Source organism: Methanosarcina sp. DH1 (genome assembly GCF_020804205.1).
Lineage (GTDB): Archaea > Halobacteriota > Methanosarcinia > Methanosarcinales > Methanosarcinaceae > Methanosarcina > Methanosarcina vacuolata.
The window spans coordinates 242,729-261,199 of sequence record NZ_WJBJ01000019.1 but is presented as its reverse complement, the minus strand read 5'-3'; the positions used below and the strand labels follow the sequence as shown (position 1 = coordinate 261,199).

General features: G+C 40.0%; 16 protein-coding genes and 1 pseudogene. 9 read left to right on the top strand and 8 right to left on the bottom strand.

Annotation, left to right across the window (positions count from 1 at the left end):
* Positions 1 to 490: 490 nt before the first annotated feature.
* Positions 491 to 1,096, bottom strand: coding sequence for a flavodoxin family protein (locus FXW07_RS10045; RefSeq protein ID WP_346655647.1), 606 nt, complete (start codon positions 1,094 to 1,096; stop codon positions 491 to 493).
* Between the two features lie 62 nt (positions 1,097 to 1,158).
* Between FXW07_RS10045 and FXW07_RS19315 the strand changes: the two genes are divergently transcribed.
* Together FXW07_RS19315 and FXW07_RS10040 are read left to right on the top strand one after the other, a co-directional pair.
* A complete protein-coding gene (locus FXW07_RS19315; protein ID WP_255679021.1) occupies positions 1,159 to 1,284 on the top strand; it encodes a hypothetical protein in 126 nt (41 codons plus the stop codon).
* Between the two features lie 107 nt (positions 1,285 to 1,391).
* Positions 1,392 to 1,537: pseudogene (locus FXW07_RS10040) on the top strand (DUF4277 domain-containing protein); the annotation flags it as partial.
* Between the two features lie 156 nt (positions 1,538 to 1,693).
* Here FXW07_RS10040 and FXW07_RS10035 read toward each other — a convergent pair.
* Positions 1,694 to 3,805, bottom strand: a complete 2,112-nt coding sequence (locus tag FXW07_RS10035) for a DUF2341 domain-containing protein (RefSeq protein WP_229395301.1) — start codon at positions 3,803 to 3,805, stop codon at positions 1,694 to 1,696.
* 335 nt (positions 3,806 to 4,140) lie between these two features.
* Here FXW07_RS10035 and FXW07_RS10030 point away from each other — a divergent pair, with 335 nt between their 5' ends.
* Positions 4,141 to 4,656: a deoxyuridine 5'-triphosphate nucleotidohydrolase gene (locus tag FXW07_RS10030; protein WP_229395300.1), complete on the top strand. Its 516-nt coding sequence runs from the start codon at positions 4,141 to 4,143 to the stop codon at positions 4,654 to 4,656.
* 4 nt (positions 4,657 to 4,660) lie between these two features.
* Here the strand turns inward: FXW07_RS10030 and FXW07_RS10025 are convergent, their stop codons facing one another.
* Positions 4,661 to 4,846 (bottom strand): hypothetical protein, encoded by a 186-nt coding sequence (locus FXW07_RS10025; RefSeq protein ID WP_229395299.1) that lies wholly within the window; start codon positions 4,844 to 4,846, stop codon positions 4,661 to 4,663.
* Between the two features lie 178 nt (positions 4,847 to 5,024).
* Here FXW07_RS10025 and FXW07_RS10020 point away from each other — a divergent pair, with 178 nt between their 5' ends.
* Positions 5,025 to 5,822 carry a 2-amino-3,7-dideoxy-D-threo-hept-6-ulosonate synthase gene (locus FXW07_RS10020; RefSeq protein WP_229395371.1) on the top strand — a complete coding sequence of 266 codons (798 nt, stop codon included), beginning with the start codon at positions 5,025 to 5,027 and terminating at the stop codon, positions 5,820 to 5,822.
* Between the two features lie 1,237 nt (positions 5,823 to 7,059).
* On the opposite strand, the gene FXW07_RS10015 is transcribed toward FXW07_RS10020, so the two are convergent.
* Positions 7,060 to 8,055 carry a radical SAM protein gene (locus FXW07_RS10015; RefSeq protein ID WP_229395298.1) on the bottom strand — a complete coding sequence of 332 codons (996 nt, stop codon included), beginning with the start codon at positions 8,053 to 8,055 and terminating at the stop codon, positions 7,060 to 7,062.
* A gap of 1,158 nt (positions 8,056 to 9,213) precedes the next feature.
* Between FXW07_RS10015 and FXW07_RS10010 the strand changes: the two genes are divergently transcribed.
* From FXW07_RS10010 to asd, 5 genes are all read left to right on the top strand, one after another.
* The gene (locus tag FXW07_RS10010; protein WP_048117226.1) at positions 9,214 to 9,429 is read left to right on the top strand and encodes a hypothetical protein; all 216 of its coding nucleotides are present in this window, start codon (positions 9,214 to 9,216) and stop codon (positions 9,427 to 9,429) included.
* Between the two features lie 390 nt (positions 9,430 to 9,819).
* Entirely contained in the window at positions 9,820 to 10,920 is a 1,101-nt protein-coding gene (locus tag FXW07_RS10005) for a GTP-binding protein (RefSeq protein ID WP_229395297.1), read from the top strand.
* A gap of 208 nt (positions 10,921 to 11,128) precedes the next feature.
* Positions 11,129 to 11,437, top strand: coding sequence for a hypothetical protein (locus FXW07_RS10000; protein ID WP_229395296.1), 309 nt, complete (start codon positions 11,129 to 11,131; stop codon positions 11,435 to 11,437).
* Positions 11,438 to 11,673: 236 nt separating this feature from the next.
* The gene (locus FXW07_RS09995; protein ID WP_048117218.1) at positions 11,674 to 11,856 is read left to right on the top strand and encodes a 4Fe-4S binding protein; all 183 of its coding nucleotides are present in this window, start codon (positions 11,674 to 11,676) and stop codon (positions 11,854 to 11,856) included.
* 501 nt (positions 11,857 to 12,357) lie between these two features.
* Positions 12,358 to 13,386, top strand: a complete 1,029-nt coding sequence (gene asd / locus FXW07_RS09990) for an aspartate-semialdehyde dehydrogenase (RefSeq protein WP_229395295.1) — start codon at positions 12,358 to 12,360, stop codon at positions 13,384 to 13,386.
* Positions 13,387 to 13,617: 231 nt separating this feature from the next.
* Here the strand turns inward: asd and larC are convergent, their stop codons facing one another.
* From larC to FXW07_RS09970, 4 genes are all read right to left on the bottom strand, one after another.
* Positions 13,618 to 14,808, bottom strand: a complete 1,191-nt coding sequence (gene larC / locus FXW07_RS09985; RefSeq protein ID WP_229395294.1) for a nickel pincer cofactor biosynthesis protein LarC — start codon at positions 14,806 to 14,808, stop codon at positions 13,618 to 13,620.
* A 90-nt stretch (positions 14,809 to 14,898) separates the two neighbouring features.
* Positions 14,899 to 15,705 (bottom strand): nickel pincer cofactor biosynthesis protein LarB, encoded by an 807-nt coding sequence (gene larB / locus FXW07_RS09980; protein WP_229395293.1) that lies wholly within the window; start codon positions 15,703 to 15,705, stop codon positions 14,899 to 14,901.
* Positions 15,706 to 16,052: 347 nt separating this feature from the next.
* Positions 16,053 to 17,255, bottom strand: coding sequence for an aldo/keto reductase (locus FXW07_RS09975; RefSeq protein ID WP_229395292.1), 1,203 nt, complete (start codon positions 17,253 to 17,255; stop codon positions 16,053 to 16,055).
* A gap of 106 nt (positions 17,256 to 17,361) precedes the next feature.
* Positions 17,362 to 18,384 carry an alpha/beta hydrolase gene (locus tag FXW07_RS09970; protein ID WP_229395291.1) on the bottom strand — a complete coding sequence of 341 codons (1,023 nt, stop codon included), beginning with the start codon at positions 18,382 to 18,384 and terminating at the stop codon, positions 17,362 to 17,364.
* Positions 18,385 to 18,471: the final 87 nt, after the last annotated feature.

Below are 18,471 nucleotides of genomic sequence, written 5' to 3'. Positions count from 1 at the left end.
TTTATTCCTTCGGGTTCACTATTCCCTTTTTACATACAAAAGTTTGCTCCCATTGAAATGTTGTCCTCTACTTTTTTTGAAATATCCGAAAATTGCGCTCTAATATATCATTAAGCAGTGTAATAATTGTGTATCCTCTTCAAATTGTGTATCCTCTTCAAATTCAATCGAGAATTTTCCAGCTCGAAAAATGTGTAACAGTTTGAGTATACAGTTGTAAAGTTGAATGTATCGTTTGAGGTTGTTAGTTAAATTTGGGAAAATTATTAAATTTTCAGCAAATACATGAAATTTACTTTTACCCATACAATTTCAAGGGAATACGAAAAAGAGGATTTTAAGTGGGTAAAACATGTGAAATTGAGTAAAAAGCGTAAAGAAGCAGATGCCAAAAAGAACAGGATATTCTTTGAATAACATGTACAAACAATGAAAATGCTTGCAGATGGCACATTTTCATGTTAAAACAAAAAATATTAAACTGAAAAAATCAGAGAAGCGGGATCAGGCTTGACTCGCTTTTTCTAAACTCAGGACCAGAAAAAGGAGAAGCTGAAACCAATTTACCGAGTTCTCTTGCTTTTTCAAGCAGCCTGGGCCTGAATGAGACTTCAAGATTATCCGTGCCAGCCGCAATAACCGTTTCCAGGACATCAAAGCCGAGATAATAGAGAAGGCCGGCTGTGTATTCAAAATACAGTTTGAAGGCATCCCTGTCTGAACTGCCCTGGGAAAAAACAAGGATCAGTTTTTTATTATCAAGCCTGCTTGAAAAATCGGGTTTTAAAAAAGCTGTCAGACGGTCAATTAAGAGTTTAGTTTGGGCCGTCATCTGCCACATGTAAACAGGAGAGCCGATTACAATAGTGTCTGCAGCCTGGATTTCGTGGTAAAGTTCCTGCATGTCGTCGTCTATTGCACAGCAGCCTGATTCCTTGCATCTGAAGCAGGCGTCACAACCTTTAATATTTAGAGAAGCTAGATTGTAAATTACTTTTTCGGCACCGTTTTCAGCAGCTCCGTCGAGAATTGCATTTACAAGCTTTGCAGTATTCCCATTGATATTAGGACTACCCACCAATCCAAGAATTTTAATGTTAAGACCCCCATTGAAGAGTTTAAAAAGTTAAAATGTCAAACAGTATAACAAAAGTATAAATGATAAGTAAGCATAAAAAAGTTTCTCTTATTTTAAAAAACAAAGAAGTTTTCATGAAAGTTCTGGGGAAAGACAAAGAAGTTTTCATGAAAGTTCTGGGGAAAGACAAAGAAGGTATGGGGTAAGACAAAGAAGGTATGGGGTAAGACAAAGAAGGTATGGGGTAAGACAAAGAAGGTATGGGGTAAGACAAAGAAGGTATGGGGTAAGGAGGAAAAAATATGACTTATAGTCAGTATCTTATGTTCTTAAGGCAATGTACATTAACGGTTTGGGGTTTGCCGAGCGTCGTCTTTTACCTATCCTTTTTTTGAAAACTTACCCGCTGAAAGGTTACTGGGAAAAGGTGTCGTGAGAAAATACCTTAATGATGACGTTAGGACTTACGCACTGAATGTGAAAACTCAAGCACAATAGACGCTGAGGCTAAAGGCATATTTTAGATAGTTGAAGGTTTAATTATTGAGTTTTCATTTAAACCGCGTAAGTCCTGGTAACTTTTCAATATACATTACTGACTTTCATGATCGTCTCTTAACTTTTCTTTCCTTTTAAAAGGGCAAAAGCTCCAAGCCCCGCAAGAATCACCGCGAGGGTGTTGAATCCGGGAATTGGGAACCCCTTCTCTTCTGTTTGTGTTTGAGGCAGTCCTTTATAAGTATCGTAGTTGAAAATCGAGACTCCCAGGAAAGCCGAATCATTGGAATAATAGTCTGAAAGGCCGGTAAAAAGCCGGCTTATTGAATATTTATCCTTAAAGCCTTCTTCCACAGAGATTTCTATTATTCCTCTTGAGCCAGCGCCTCTTATCTCTCCCATTTCAAGGGCAACGGCATCAACAATGTTGGAAACGGAATTAAGCTCTTTATCTTCGCCGGGATAAGCCTTGATAATAAAGAAATCAACAAAAGGAGCGATTTCCTTGATTTGAGAAGCAGTATAATTAAGCGGAAGGCTTGCTGAGATGGATACGCTTTCTTTAGCCTCTTTATCGGCTGTTTCAAACAGTGTCCTGTAATCGATTGCGTTTTCTTCAGAGCTTTCCCAGCCAGAAGAGTTTACGTCGATATCAATCCCATCAAAGGGAGCAAGGGATTTTTCATTATAATCAAGTACTGTGTCCAGAGTATTCTGGCAGATGTCACCAGCTCCTTTTTTTGTGCAATTTACGTCTTCCAGAAGCACAGCATGTACGAAAATCCCCTTTTCATGAGCCATTTTCACAAAACGTTCATATTGCCATACGTCTTCGCTGTCTACGCTGAGGAAAATCGTGTTTATTCCTGAGGAATTCAGTTCATTTACAAGGTCAGAGAAATTGAACTCGTATGGGGAAGAAAGCCTGATTCCGGAAGTTTCGGAATTTGGTTTGGATCCAGCCGCGGTTTGAGGCTCGGAAATGTTTTCAGAGCTGCTTTTAAAGCTATATTCAAAGTTGTCTTCAGAGACGTTGTCAGAGTTATTTTCAGAGATACTCTGTTCAGAAATACTCTGTTCAGAGGTTCCATTTGAATCATTTCCTAAAGAGTTCCCATAGTTAGTCTCAGAAACGCTTTCAGAAGAAACTTTGCTTTCGTCCTGAGCTGAAATAATCTTCACTGTGGGTTCGGCTCCAACAAATTTCCGAACCAGCACATAATCGACTGCCATAGAGCCTGTATTTTTTGAGGCATCCTTGTAAGAAGCAGCATACAGATAAACATGCATTGGGATATTGGTTACGGAATCGTTTGAGGCGAAGTCCATTCTCGGGTCACGAACACCGTTTTTAAACCAGGATATTTTGCGAGTATTGTTCTCTTCATACCAGGCAATTCCCGAGACATACCATTCTCTTTCAGGAACATTGACATCAGTAAGATCATAGAGGTTCTTTTTTTGTTTCCTGTAAATCGTTTCCAGGTTCACTCGGCTTTCGTTTGCAAGCTCGGTCTCATGCTTGATTTCGTTTTTTTTGCTGTCTATATGGTCTATGAAACCCTGCTGCAACACAGGCCCTCTATTGTCCGTACCCGTGGTGACTTTCATCCTTTTGACTACAAACATAGAATTTATCTCAAAATTTTTTTTGCTGTAGATCATAGAGGAATCATAGGCATGGACCTTAGGAGCTGAGACGTTACAGATCCCGTTTTTAACCTCAACCAGTCCTCCTCCTGCACTTTCAGCGCTCCAGTCCAGTTCGTTAAGGTAATTGCCCTCAAAATCATCAAAAAAGTCAAAAGTTTTTTCTCCACTGCTTACGGCTTCGGCCCCGGAGTTATCGTATCTCATGAGAATTTTAGTGGTTTGATTCGCAGAAAGAGACGGAAGCCTGACCCAGATAAGAGCTTCCTCGTTTTCAGGGTCCCAGGTTTCAATCCAGTAATTGAATGTTCTATTTCCTGAGGAAAATCGAAGGTCAGAGCCATCAATTTTTGCCTCTGAAAAGTTAAAATTCGAAGAGTTCAAAACAACAGCAACAGGGTACCCTTGCAGGTCTTTACCGGCGTTCTCAGTAATTAGGATTTCCTTAGAGCAATTCCATGAATTCTTTTCTGTGGGAAGACCCGACGTGCCGCCCGTGGCAGCCAGGGCACAGCCTGTTAATAAGAATATGAAAAATACAAAGGAAATCACGTATACAGTAGATCTTTTTGCTATCATTAAAAGCCTCTCGTAAGCTCGTTATTAAAACCAATTGAGCATTAGTTTGAATATTTAGGATGAAAATACTGCCATCTGCAAGCACTTTCATTGGTTGTGCATGTTATTCGAAGAATATCATGTTCGTTTTGAGAGTTAGTGATTATGAATATCTTGATAGGTAGTGGTTATTTACCTGATAAGAATAAACCTTTTCATAAATTCTCGTTTAATATAATAAAGATAATAATATTAGTACTTGAAATAAAAATCAAAGAGGATAATATCCAGAAAAGGATAAAACCATAACATGAAATCCGAAACAGTAATAAAGAATCTTTGCAATTACATTTCCGATGACGCTTCTATCCAGCACCGAACTGAGAAAACTTATACAGGCAAAGCCTCCTTTGCTTGAAAATGCCATTGATATAGAAACCCAGATCCAGCCTAACGGACTTGAGCTTACCCTGAAAGAAGTGAAAACAATAGAAGGTTCTGGAGCTGTGGATTTTGATAACTCTGAACGAAAGCTTCCAGATGGAAAAACTCTTGAATTCGGAAATGATGGTTGGATTCACCTGCCTGAGGGGATTTACAAGGTACTTTTCAATGAGATTGTAAATATTCCCATGAATCTAGCTGCGATTGCAAAGCCACGTTCAACTCTTATTCGATGCGGAGCTACCCTTGAAACCGCGGTATGGGATGCAGGATACAGAGGCCGCAGCGAGTCGATGCTGGTGGTTTATAATACGGCAGGATTCAGACTGAAAAAAGACGCCCGAATTATGCAGCTTTTATTCTATACTCTGGATGCTGAAGTAGAAAAAGGATATTCAGGGATTTATCAGAACGAAAATACAAAATAAGTCATCAAAAAACGTTTAAATTTTTTTTAACATTTTTAATGGTTCTAACCTTTGTAACCTTTGTAACCTTTGTAACCTTTGTAACCTTTGTAACCTTTGTAACCTTGTAACCTTTGTAACCTTTGTAACCTTCGTTAACCTTCTTAACGTTTATAATTTCAATTAACCTTTTTAATTTTTTAACCTTCACCTGAATTTTTTAAGTTCTTGTTCACAAATCATGTAAATTTTTTAAAGCAGAGTAAGTTTTCTAGTCTCTGCCTCCCGAAAATCTGATTCATGAAAAGTAAGCAAGAGAAATCCTGGCATTTGGTTCCTTAAAGATATACTGATAAAGTTTATATTCTCTAATTCGAAATATGCAGCCTATGAACACTATAGGTAAATCCGTGAGGCTGGAACGTATATTCAATCGAAGTACCGGTAATGCAATTATTATTCCTATGGACCATGGAGTTAGTGCAGGTCCAATTGAAGGGCTTAAAAACCTTCAGGAAACTGTAAACAAGGTTGCAGAAGGCGGGGCAAACGCCGTGCTCGGACATATGGGGCTTGCAAAGTACGGACACCGTGGATACGGACATGATGTGGGCCTTATAATACATCTTTCAGCTTCAACTTCTCTTTCTCCTGATCCAAACCATAAGGTTCTGGTGACAACCGTAGAAGAAGCTATAAAAGTAGGGGCCGATGCCGTATCAGTTCATGTAAATATCGGGGCTGAAGACGAGTATGAAATGCTGCAAGGGCTAGGCTATGTGGCAGGAAAGTGCGATGAATGGGGAATTCCTCTTCTTGCGATGATGTACCCACGCGGAAAAAAGGTTCGTTCTGAATATGATGTGGATGTTGTAAAACATGCAGCTCGAATTGGAGCCGAACTTGGAGCTGATATAATCAAAACAAATTATACCGGAAGCCCTGAAACTTTTAAAGAAGTAGTTGAAGGATGCCCTGTACCTGTAATCATCGCAGGCGGTCCAAAAATGGATTCTGAACAGGAACTGCTGGAAATGATCGCAGGGTCACTCGAGGCAGGAGGAAGAGGTGTTGCTATAGGAAGAAATGTTTTCCAGTCCCGTGACCCAACAGGCCTTGTCCAAAAAATTGCAAAAGTTGTTCACGGGGGCGTAAGTGTGGAAGAAATATCAAAGTCGAACAGGTAAATCCTGAAGGTTAAAAAGACTGATGTAAAAATTAAAAGATAAAGTTTAACTGAAAAGGAAAAGTGGAATTTAAAATCATACCGAAAGAAGAAGGTCAGAGGGGTAAATTCCACTTTTTCCAATGGAAATAAACGGGTTATAATTTTTTAGATAGAGTTTTTCTGCTAGATATTATGAAGAAACACATTAGAAAAATAATAATGGGCTTGGATAAGACTTAAAAAATTCCTAAAAGTAAAAAGCCTCGGTTAAAAACTTTAAATTTCATGTTCTGTACTCACTAATTAGTCATAGCTTGTTATTTTCCAAAACTTTACTCCAATATTCAAATTCGTTCATTTTTCTATTTTAAAGCTTCCAACCTAATATCTATCAAAATCGAACCATCTATCTAAATTGAATTCTATTTTAAAGCTGCTAACCTAATATCTATCTAAATTGAACCCTAAAAGTTACATTTTAACAAATAGTTCTCAGGTACATAGCCTAAGAACAAATTACCTTAAAATCATCTCACATGCTATGTACAGAACGAACAATAAAAGAAAAATGCCGAATGATAAGTGAACAAATGCAGAATAAGTGAACGAATGCAGAATAAGATAAAGTGCTTTTTAAGCGGCATGAACTCTTTTTGAGATATTTTTTGCGTTTTTTTGAAAAAGCCGGAGTTAAACTCAAGTGTATGTATATATTCCATGAAAACCCGGCTGTTAACCAATAGATTCCAGTGGAAATGAGGGGGTACTGAAATTATCAGGAACGAAAACAAAAAGATCAGATTGAATGCGATAATAAAACAAACATTTGAGTACAGTAAGCGAACTGCCGACGGGTTATAATAAATATAACTGGATAAAAAGTGTTTCAAAATTTTTAAAAATTACATTAAAAAAGTAAACAGAACCGTTTTCACATAAAAATTAAAACTCAAAGAACAAACTAAAAAAATATATAGAACTACAAAAAAAAAGAAAAAAGTAAAATTCTCAATAGCAACAAAAAAAATTAACCCGTGGAAGTTTCCAGTGGAAATTATGGGGTTCCTCTTAAAGAAATAAAAGCAGAAATTATGTGGTTGAAATGGAATATAGCATTAAACCTTTAGTTGCCTAAAATGCAGGTTTAACAGAAACATATATTGTACCTGGTTTTACTACTTAAGTCATAAGTTCCGTTTACTACAGGCTCTTTGAGAAAAGGCAAATTTTCAAAAGAAAAAAGAAAAAAGTGGAAATTAAAAATCAACGAAGGGAACGAGGTCGCAACCTGTACATTTCAGGCACATTGTCTTTGCAAGCCCTGGATCGAGCCCGTATTTCTTGAGTATTTCGGCTTCAAGTTTTGCAAGCGTTAAAAGACGCTCAGGGGACGGACGTTCTGTAAAGCAATCTCCGGCCCTCAGAGGATGCGGGTTTACAGGCCGCAGGACAGGAATCACTCCCATTTGTGCAAGGGTCTCGATTCCATCTCTTACAGAATCGTCACTTTCCCCAAGCCCTATTATAAAATTACTGAAAACCCGGTTTTTCCCGAAAACGTCAACAGCTTCCCGGAGTCTATCCAGAATGTAATCAAGGGAAAGGTCTCCGCAGACTTTTTTGAAGATTTCCTGGTCCATAGTTTCAACATTGTACTTGACTTCAGAAGCTCCGGCTTCATAGAATTTTCTGGAACATCCTTCAGTAGGGTACACCGAAACTCCAATGGGGACATTGTATTTCTTGAGAGCAGGAAGCAATTTAAGCACACGTTCAACCTCTCCTTCTATTGAGGTTTCAACTCCCGAAGTAAGGGAAATAGCTTTCAGATTTCCTGCTCGTAAAACATCATCGATTATATTCAGGACTTCTTCATCACTCTTAACGTGCCCCTGTAACTTGGGTACAGGACAATATTTGCAGTCAAATACGCACCTTTCACAAAGGGTTATAAATGCCTGATCAGGGCAGTGCGCAGGTGCAGGTTCAAGTTTTCCCCTTACGAGCTCTTTTCCTTGATAGAAGACTCCAACATCTCCTTCACCTTCAACTTTCAAAATCGAAAGCGGAGAGTCTTTATTTATGCTGAGCCTTACCCGTTTATTTCCCGACCTGAAAAAAACTGAACTCGTACCTGCCCCCGGACCCGCAGTCGAACCTCGGGACCGTGGGATAAGTGAGAGGTCTACGGAAACCGAACCTATAGAAATAAGGAAAGCTTTAATTTCCGGCGTAATTAGCTTGCTTTGCATGCAAATTCTCCTGAGAGTGATTACAAAGTGAATACAAGGGCAACTATCAAGCGACTACTAAGTGATCACAAAATGATTAAAAGGGATTAATCACAAGTAATTCCAAAAATTAATTTAGTTCTGCAGCTTCGTTATTTTCTCTCATCATTAAAGAAATATATAAATTATTCTGTTATTTCAGAATAATTTTCGATCTGAATTTAAAGGTAACAATTCCAATTATCCAGTTATAGAAGTGGGTCAAATTTGAGACAACCTGTTAAATTGTTTTCAGCCAATTCAATACCAGAAGAAATATTTTTCAGATCTTGCTGCCCTAACCTTTGCTTAGAGTAGCTTGCCTCTGACCGTTGCCCTAAATTTATCCCCTCAAACCAGGACTCACGCACCTGAAAAACAAAATCAATTGCGTTAAAGGTTGCGAATTAAAGTCACGTTTTATATAGTTAACGATTTGATGCTGTCGAGTTTTCAGTTCAACTGCATATAGTCCTGGTTATAACAATCATATAAGCTTAGAATAATGGATTGAAATTATAATGATATGCTAATATCAAGATAACTACATAACATTCTGTGCTAAAAATATTATATATGGTAAGCGCATAGTATGAATTGCGTTCTCATCCCTTTAACACCCAATTCATTAGTATCTACTCCATAATTAAGGGGATCAAACGGAAAGAGAATTAACCAAAGCTCGCAACCCGTGAGTCCAGTACCTCAGTATCTCTTCCCATATAAAAATCTCTTAGAGCCGTTCAGAACTTCCAGGTTCCTTGATGAGAACGCAATCTTTTTTTTCAAATATTAAGGCCAAATAGCCGTATGCGTCGACGGTTAAGAGTTATGATTAAGAGGGAAATATAAAAAACCATTTATAACATGTCTATTCACTATTACCTGGAAATACCAAATGATATCATTGGTTCCCAATGCTAATGCCATAAATGGAAACAAAGCTGAATGGCACATGCTCAAGGATCCTAGATGAGAGAAGTCTATGTAAAGTGTGAAACACCGTTTTTGTCTGGACTGGGAATATTCAAACTTTGCATATTCTATTGACAGCGTTTATTCTGCTTAAGAAGAAGTAAACCAGTTATATACTAGTGTTATATTTTTATTTTTGAAATAAGATCAATGGTGTGGAAATTTATGAAATTTGGTTTCAGAAAACCATCTTTGAAAAAGTCTATTAAAGCAAGGACTACAGGCAAATTAAAACGTAAAGTAAAAAAGGCTGTAGTACCATTTTATGGAAAAAAGGGAACGGGACTTATAAAGAATCCAAAAAAAGCAGTGTATAACAGGATTTACTATAGGACATCGTTTAGTATATTTGGTTTTTTAAAAAAGCGATCTAAAAAATAAATTCAACATGTCTATTTAGAATCATTCAAATTGCCCGGGAAGTCGGAAGAAAACGTTGACAAAATAAGATACAAGAAATTTATAGGACGAAGCTTAAAACCCCTGAGTCTTTACAAGCTGTCCGACAATTTCTCCCGGTAATAAAAGAATTTATTCTTTTTTGGTTTAAAGGTCTTAGTTGCTTCTTTTTAGCAATTTTCGACCATGTCGTTGTTCGAGGTTTTCGTTCAAATTTTTGATAAATGGCTCGCAGGCAAGCAGTTTTTAAAAAGGGTTGAGCTGCAATTCTGCTGATTCGGGCGGCACTGCCAATTTTATATATATCTTAAAATAGATTATACCACTCGACCGTCTAAAAAACAATTTTATTATTGAAAAAAGGAGAGAGACATGAAAGTCATGATCATAGGAGGTTTTCTCGGAAGCGGGAAAACAACCACTATACTGAAAATCAGCAGGCAGCTCAGTAACGCAGGAAAGAAGACTGCGATTATTGTAAATGAAATAGGGGAAATAGGGCTTGATGGGGATATTCTTACAAGGCCTGGCATTGTAACCGAGGAACTTACAAGTGGCTGTATTTGCTGTACACTCAGGATAAGCATGCAGTATACCCTTCAGACTCTTGAAGAAGAGTTTATGCCTGACGTTGTTATTATCGAACCGACAGGAATCGCCTTCCCTGGTCAGATACGAGAAGAAATCGAAACAATGGGACTCTCTGAGCTCTCCTTTGCCCCGATAGTAACCCTTATAGATCCTGGCCGGTTCGGGACCGAGGCAAAACAGATCCCGAGGTTTATAGAGACGCAGATAAAAGATGCTGAAGTTCTCTGCATAAACAAGATAGATGTAACGCCTGTAGAAACTGTCCTGGCTGCTGAGAAAATGCTCTACGAGATGAACCCGGAAGCCCGGATTCTGAAATTTTCCGCAAAACATGAAGATGAACAATTCGAAAAACTACTTCTTCACCTCGCTGTACCGGGATTTAAAAAGCCTTCCCAGGAAAAGAAAAACTCCATTGAACTCTCTGAAGTTTCAGCTTACTCAGCTCTCTATACCCTTGAACCACGGGAGTTCAGCCCTGAAGAAAGTGTACGTTTCGTAGAAGAAAACCTTCAGACCATTCAGGATAGAGTTCGGAAACTTAATCCTGAGTTTATAGGGCATGTAAAGCTTTCCATGAAACTTCCGAAATCTGCGGTTAAGGGCAGTGTAACCTCATCTAAAGAAGTGCCTCAGGTAGAGCTTCTTCCTGCTCTGGAAAATGAGAACATAGAACTCAGGCTCCTTTCCGCAATTACAAAGGTCTCAAAATATAAACTCATAGAGATAATTGAAAGTACTATTGAAGGAAATCTCGAGAAATCAGGTTTTGTCTTTGAAAAAGAGGTTCATGAGCATGGTACTGATGCTCACGCTGAGAGTCATGGTGAACATGAAAATGAGCAAATATGCAAGGTTAATATATACAGGAAAGACGATTAAAAATATGTCAGGCTCAACTTAAAGATAATTTAATGCTGAACTTAGGCTTGACTCAAAGTTAAATTAAAGCTGGACTTACAACTAAACTTAAAGGTATGGTAGAAACCTGTAAATTAATTAAGAGGTTTGCAATCACACTTATCCTTTTCGGAACTGTATAAAAAAGAGTGGAGATTTTATAATTACAAAAAAATAATGGAGTCTTAACATGAGCGAGGAAATTGATGAACTTGATGCTTATTTCGAAAACAAAAGAGAGCCTACTGAAGGCGAAGCTGTCAAGATGGAACACATGATGATGGAAAAGATTTCCGTAAGCCCTGAAAGAAGAAAGCTCCTCCGGATTGTTGGAATCTTTGGAAAGACTGAAAAACAGCTAAAGGATGAATCCGGATTAAATGACTTCTTCTTTAAGTTCCATATGGATTTCCTGCTAAAGGAAGGCTTTCTGAAACTCGAAGATGGAATGTATCGCCTGACCGCTTCTGGAATTTCCATGCACGATTCGGTGTGTTAAATAAATTTTTTTTAATTTTCCCTTTATTTTATAACTTTCAATAAGATTTTTTAGTTGCCTGGTGGTTAACTCCATCCTGATTTTAGAAGGCTTCCTTTTGCTAAAAAGCGATAAGTTTTTATGTTTGTCTTGTCAATGGCGTTATGACCAAACTTTTCGATATCCTATGGAAGTTTCAAAAACGTCCCATTTAATTTCCGTATATATCGAGTAATCAAAAAGGAGTGTGAATAAATATGCCAGCAACAGTTAATGCAGATGAATGTTCCGGATGTGGAACCTGTGTAGATGAATGCCCCAATGATGCAATCACTCTTGATGAAGAAAAGGGAATCGCAGTAGTCGACAATGACGAATGCGTAGAATGCGGTGCATGTGAAGAGGCATGTCCGAACCAGGCAATTAAAGTAGAAGAGTAAAAAGGTAACTAGTTGGAATAATCTATTTATTCCAATTTTCTTTTTCCTTTTTATCAATCGGTTTTATTAATCGTTTTTATCAGTTGTTTTTATCAATCGGTTTTATCAGTCGGTTTTATAAATCGTTTTTATCAGCTGTATTTATCAGTCGGTTTTATGACTCTGTTCCAAAATCTAGTGATTTTTGCATTTTTGGATTGAAAATCTGAATTAACCACGAAGAAGCCAGTTATCATCAAAATCAATATTCGACATCTAAAGACTTCAATTCTTAAGTCGTATCACAAGGATTGTGACTAATTACAAAATCTAGTGATTTTGAACTTTACATTCATCACTAGATTTTGGTACTGAATCGGTTTTATCAATCAGTTTTATAAATCGGTTTTATCAATCAGTTTTATCAATCAGTTTTATCAATCAGTTTTATCAATCAGTTTTATCAATCAGTTTTATCAATCAGTTTTGTCAATGACTCTTATCTTTCCGGAGGTAGCTTAAATGGTAGCAATTAAAGCGGGTATTTTAGGCGCCACAGGCGCTGTTGGGCAGAGATTTGTAGAAGCACTTGCAAACCACCCCTGGTTTGAGATTACAGCCCTCGCAGCATCCGAGAGAAGCGCCGGCAAAACATATAAAGAAGCCGCAGGCTGGAGGTTAGATACAGCTATGCCGGAAAGCGTTGAAGATATCAAAGTTGTTCCGGTAGATCCAAAAGCCGTAGATGCGGACGTTGTGTTCTCGGCCCTTCCTGCAGACCTTGCCATGACAGTGGAACCCGAATTTGCAAAAGCCGGATTTGCAGTGGCAAGCAATGCCTCATCCTACAGGATGGAAAAGGACATACCTCTTGTGATTCCGGAGGTAAATCCAGAACATCTCGAGCTTCTCGAAGTCCAGCAGGATGCAAGAGGATGGGACGGATATATCATTACAAACCCCAATTGTTCCACTATTGTCATGACCGTTACCTTAAAGCCTCTTATGCAGTTTGGACTTGAAACCATACAGGTAGCCACAATGCAGGCGATCTCAGGAGCAGGTTTTTCCGGAGTTGCCGCAATGGCAATTTACGACAATATCATTCCGTACATAGGAAACGAAGAAAATAAGATGGAAACTGAAACTTTAAAGCTCCTTGGAGAGTTCAACGGCTCTGAAGTCGTGCCTGCAGATATGAGAGTCAGTGCTTCCTGCAACAGGGTTCCTGTAATAGATGGGCATACCGAAGCCATCTGGGCCGGAATGAGGGATAAACCGACGCCTGAAGAAGTAAGGAAAGCTTTCCTGAAATTTGACCCCAGGCTGAAAGAACTTCCTTCCGAACCTGCAAAACCTTTAATTGTAAGAGATGAAATTGACAGGCCTCAGCCGCGCCTTGACCGCAACATGGGCAAAGGCATGAGTGTCTCAGTAGGCCGTATAAGAGAAGGAATCCGCTACATCGCAATGGGACATAACACCATCCGTGGAGCAGCCGGGGCAAGTGTGCTGAATGCGGAACTCCTGCATTCAATGGGCAAACTTTAAATCTGGATGGCTTACAAGCAAAATAGAATGAAAAGTGAAAGCCTCACAGTTTAAGAAGGCTTTTGCTTTCCAGCTTTACTTTTCAGACTTACTTTTCAACTTTACGTTTCAACTTTACGATTCAACTTTACTTTTCAGATTTACTTTTCAACTTTACTTTTCAGCTTCGCTACTCATTTTAAATCTGTTTCGTTCTTTATTTTTTTACTGATTTCAGACCTTTTAAGGATTTCATGAGAAAAGCTTTCTTGCAGCTTCCTCTGCCTTTCTCATAACCTCTTTTACAGGGATGCCACTCGCTTTTGCGATTTTTTTGCAATCCTCAAACTCGGCAGAAATATTGAGCAGTATTCCCTCAGAGTCCCTGGCAATCTTGACCGCAGATTCATATATCTGCCCTTTGACCTCAAACTTAACCGGTTCTATTCGTCTGGCAGCCATCAACCTGTGCCGGGTAGGGATAACTCTCACACCCAGAGACCCTGTTTCGATAATGATTTTCCGGGCGAGTTTTTCAGTGTCCTCAGGTTTTGCAATGACCTTAATAACATGAGCAGGACGGCCTTTTTTCATCGTTGCCGGGAGAATTGCAACATCCCTTGCCCCCATAGCAAGTAACTCCTCAAACAGGTTCCCCAGTACTTCTCCGCTCACATCATCAGCGTTCGTTTCGAGTACCTCAATTATATCCGGAATCAGGCAGGAATCAAGTTCACATAACATTCCCTGCAGCACATTGGGCCCGGCAAGCTCGGAATCCCCGGCTCCATAACCTATTGAAATTACTCTTCCCTGAGGAAAAGCTTTCAGAGGTCTTGCAAAATGAGCAAGAATGGCAGCCCCTGTAGGAGTAAGAAGCTCCTTTTGCTCAGCCCCTCCCCTGAAATAAAATTTTCCTTTCTTGAGAAGCTCAAGGGTTGCAGGTGCTGGCACAGGAAGAACTCCATGTGCGCATTCTATTGTCCCACTGCCTACATTTATAGGAGTGCAGTAAACGGAATCGCAGTTAAGGGAATAGATAGCTGCCGAAGAGCCGATTATATCAGCAAGCGCATCACTCTGCCCAACCTCATGGAAATGAAGCTTCTCAAGGTCAGTCTGCCCATGAACTGAAGCTTCGGCCTCGGCCAGCTTCGAAAAGATATCAAGGGCACTTGCTTCCACACCGAAGGGCAGTTTTGCGGCCTTTACCACGTCCAGAATTTCTGGATATGTACGGACTGGTTCTTTTTCAGGTACGTTAATCCGGACATCCAGGGCCTTTATTCCCTTTTTCATAACTTCTCTTATATCTACGGATACGTTGACAGAAGCTTCTATCAGCTCTTTAACCATTTTTCGGTTAGCTCCGAGATCGAGAGTGCATCCAAGGATCATATCTCCTGCTGCCCCTGAAAAAGGGTTGAATACAAGTGCTTTCATAAAACTCTTTCCTGCATTTCGATTCCTTTTCCTTTTTCTTTTCCTTTTAGTCCTTTTTTATTCCCTTTTTATTTCCTTTTTATTGCCCTGTTACCCTCTTGCCTGCCCTGCCCTATCTTCTTTGCCGTGGGCATAAGCAGCCGCAATCATATTTGCGATTCTGGCCGCATACGCTCCCGCAACAAAGCCTGCATCAATATTCACAACTGCAAGTGTGGAACAGGATTGGAGCATTGACAGCAGGGCAGCCTTTCCTCCTCCACCTGCTCCGTAGCCTGTCGAAACCGGAAGCCCTATTACAGGCACGTCAACTAATCCTGAGACTATTGTGGGAAGCGTTCCTTCCCTCCCGGCCGCAACGACGATTGCTCCTGGCATCCTGGCTTTCAGTTTATCCAGCGCCGGGATAAGCCTGTGGATTCCCGCAACTCCCACATCATAAACCGCAACCGTCTCACAACCCATTTCTGAAGCTACAACCCTGGCTTCTTCCGCAGCCGGGATATCTGCCGTGCCTGCTGAAACGAACCCTACGACTCCCCCGGTCCTAGGGGCAGGCGTGCCGTCATGGATAACAACTGTACGAGCCCTGCTGTTCCACTCCAGTTTATCCTGGCCAAAGGCCTGCTTTAAGGCTTCGAGATGCCCTGGCGAGACCCTTGTAATAAGGGCTCTTTTGCTCTCAGCAACCATGACCCTCGCAATTTCTACCACGTCATCAGGATCTTTACAATCGGCAAGAATAGCCTCGATTACTCCTGTTCTGCTTTTTCTGTGAGAATCAAGTTTTGCTATATCCATATAAGAGACGAACCCCAGGCCCCGAGCCTGCTGCTCCGCACTCTCAAGATCCATTTTTCCCTCTTTAACAGCCTTAAGTATGTCAGTAAGATCCATGTATTAACCTTTGCTTAAAAGAATTAAATGCTTTAGCAATAAACAGTTTAAATATCAAGTTGTTGGATAACAATTTATTCGTATGGAGACTTTTTAGAGTTTGACTTTATAGAGTTTAGCACTATACTCATACAAGCTAGCACTATACTCATACAAGCTTGATTTTCAGAATTATCTGGTTGTTGCTTTGCAATTTGAGGTAAAAATTCACAATTTCAAAGCTAAATGAATATAATTAACTAAACATAAAGATGAACAGCGGAAAATGAAGATATCGTTTTGTCTGATTTTTAAAGATTAAAAGATATCTTCATTTGCTTTTTTGGCACTTAGAATTGTTCTCGCTTTTAAATTTGCTTCTTGAACAACTGCTTTGCCATGCCAACTCTCTCCTCCAGGTCAGATCCTTCAAGTTCTTCGACAACGGATTCAAGCATCGTTGGTATATCAATGTGCTGGGGACATTTTTCAAGGCACTGTCCACATTGTACGCACTGGGATGCAAATCCGGATTCGCCAACGGATATGGCACCACTCAACTGTGCAGCATAGAAGAACTTTACATCGTCTGCATTGTTGGACATGTAGAGATTGTTGTACAATTCGAAACAGAGTGGAATGTTCACCCCTGACGGACAGGGCATACAGTATCTACAGCCTGTACAGCCTACTTTCATCAGTTCGCGGTACTTCTGTTCTACTTTCTTTATTAGCTGCAGTTCGGTTTCTGTCAGGGAATTCGGATAAGCCTCTCCTGCCACCTTAAGGTTCTCTTCAACATGTGTTTCCTCATTCATTCCGGAGAGGACAACCGTGACTTCGGGGTGGTTCCATACCCAGCGAAGAGCCCATTCTGCAGCGGTCCTCTTCGTCGGAGCCTCATCCCAGATCTCTTTTACAGCAGAGGGTACTGGATTTGTGAGGTTTCCCCCACGGAGAGGCTCCATAATGATTACTCCAAGGCCTTTTGAAGCTGCATATTCCAAACCCCTGGTGCCTGCCTGATTCTTTTCGTCCAGGAAGTTATACTGGATCTGACAAAAGTCCCAGTCATAGGCATCCACTATTCGATTGAAGTCTTCTCCCGAACCGTGGAAGGAGAAACCTGCGTTAATTATTCGGCCATCGGCTTTGGCTTTGTCAAGGAAATCAGCTACACCAAGCTTTTCAATATTGTCCCACAGGTCACCAACAAGAGCGTGGATAAGGTAATAGTCAACGTGGTCGGTTTTGAGTTTCTCTAATTGAGCATTGAGGAATCTATCCATATCTTCTCGGCTCTCTATAAGCCACGAAGGGAGTTTTGTTGCGAGTTTCACTTTTTCACGGTATCCGTCGGCAAGGGCATGACCTAAGAAAGGCTCGCTCTCTCCCATGTGATAGGGCCAGGCAGTATCAATATAGTTTACACCCTGGTCGATTGCATAGCGCACCTGCTTGATGGCTCTTTCTTCATCTATACTACCGTCTTCTTTTACGGGGAGGCGCATGCATCCGAATCCAAGTATCGAGAGCTCGTCCCCGTTCTTTGGCATTTTTCTGTATAACATTTTAATTCTCCTGAATTTTTGAATTGTTTAGCTGCATTGTGATTGACTAATCACGTACAGGCGAGACCGAAAATAAGTATCCAGCCTGCCATCTCCAGATAATTGTTCAAATTTCGGTTTGTAGAACACCGCTCTGTTCATTTGTGTAACCTAGATATTTTGCAAAGAATGATTCTAATTTGTCAAATGGAATCATGTCGGTCCTGTCGTACAGATCAATATGTCTTGCTCCCGGAACTATGTAGAGTTCTTTGGGTTCGGCAGCTCTTTCATATGCATCTTCACTGAAATATCTTGAGTGAGCATTTTCGCCGATGATGAACAAAATTGGTCTTGGTGAAATGGTATCAATATAGTTCATCAAAGGGAAGTTCATGAATGACATGCTACTTGTAATAGTGAATGCGGCTCCTGCATTCGGATGATGTCCACGCCCCATTCCGTAGTATTCAAAAAATTCACTTGAAATTGGATCTAATCCTTCTGGAATTGAATCAGCTGGTTCACCCGGGAAACCCAACGGCACTTCTGGAGTGCCATTCTCAAAGTCTTTCCATCGCTGCTCGCCCAACTGAACTAAAGTTTGAGCACGCTGTTCATCAGTCATTGTTTTCCCAAATCCATCTCTTATCATGCTACTTATATCATACATACTTGCAGTAGCAACTGCTTTGATACGTGGGTCAACTTGAGCTGCAGTAATTGAAAATCCGCCACTTCCACAGATACCGATAGCACCAATCCTGTTCCTGTCCACGAAAGGACGTGTCCCCAAAAAATCTACTCCCGCACTAAAATCTTCAACAAATATATCCGGGGAAGAAACATGTCTTGGTTCACCACTGCTTTCGCCATTAAAAGATTCATCGAACGCAATGGCAACGAATCCTCGTTCTGCCATATTCTGTGCGTAAATACCAGCACCTTGCTCTTTTACACCACCATAAGGTGTTCCTATGGCAATTGCCGGATATTTTTTGGACTTATCCATATCTTTTAATAAGTACATGTCTGCTACAACAGTAATTCCGTATCGGTTTTTATAGGATACTTTTTCTACAGTTACTTTTTCACTGAGTTCAAAAGTTTTCATACTTGATTCATTTTTAGATTCCATATTTCCCGACATTTTTAATTCTCCTGAATATTAGAATTGTATCACATAACATCGCCACTGACTGACTGAACAGTCAGTAATGATATGGCTTTTAGTATA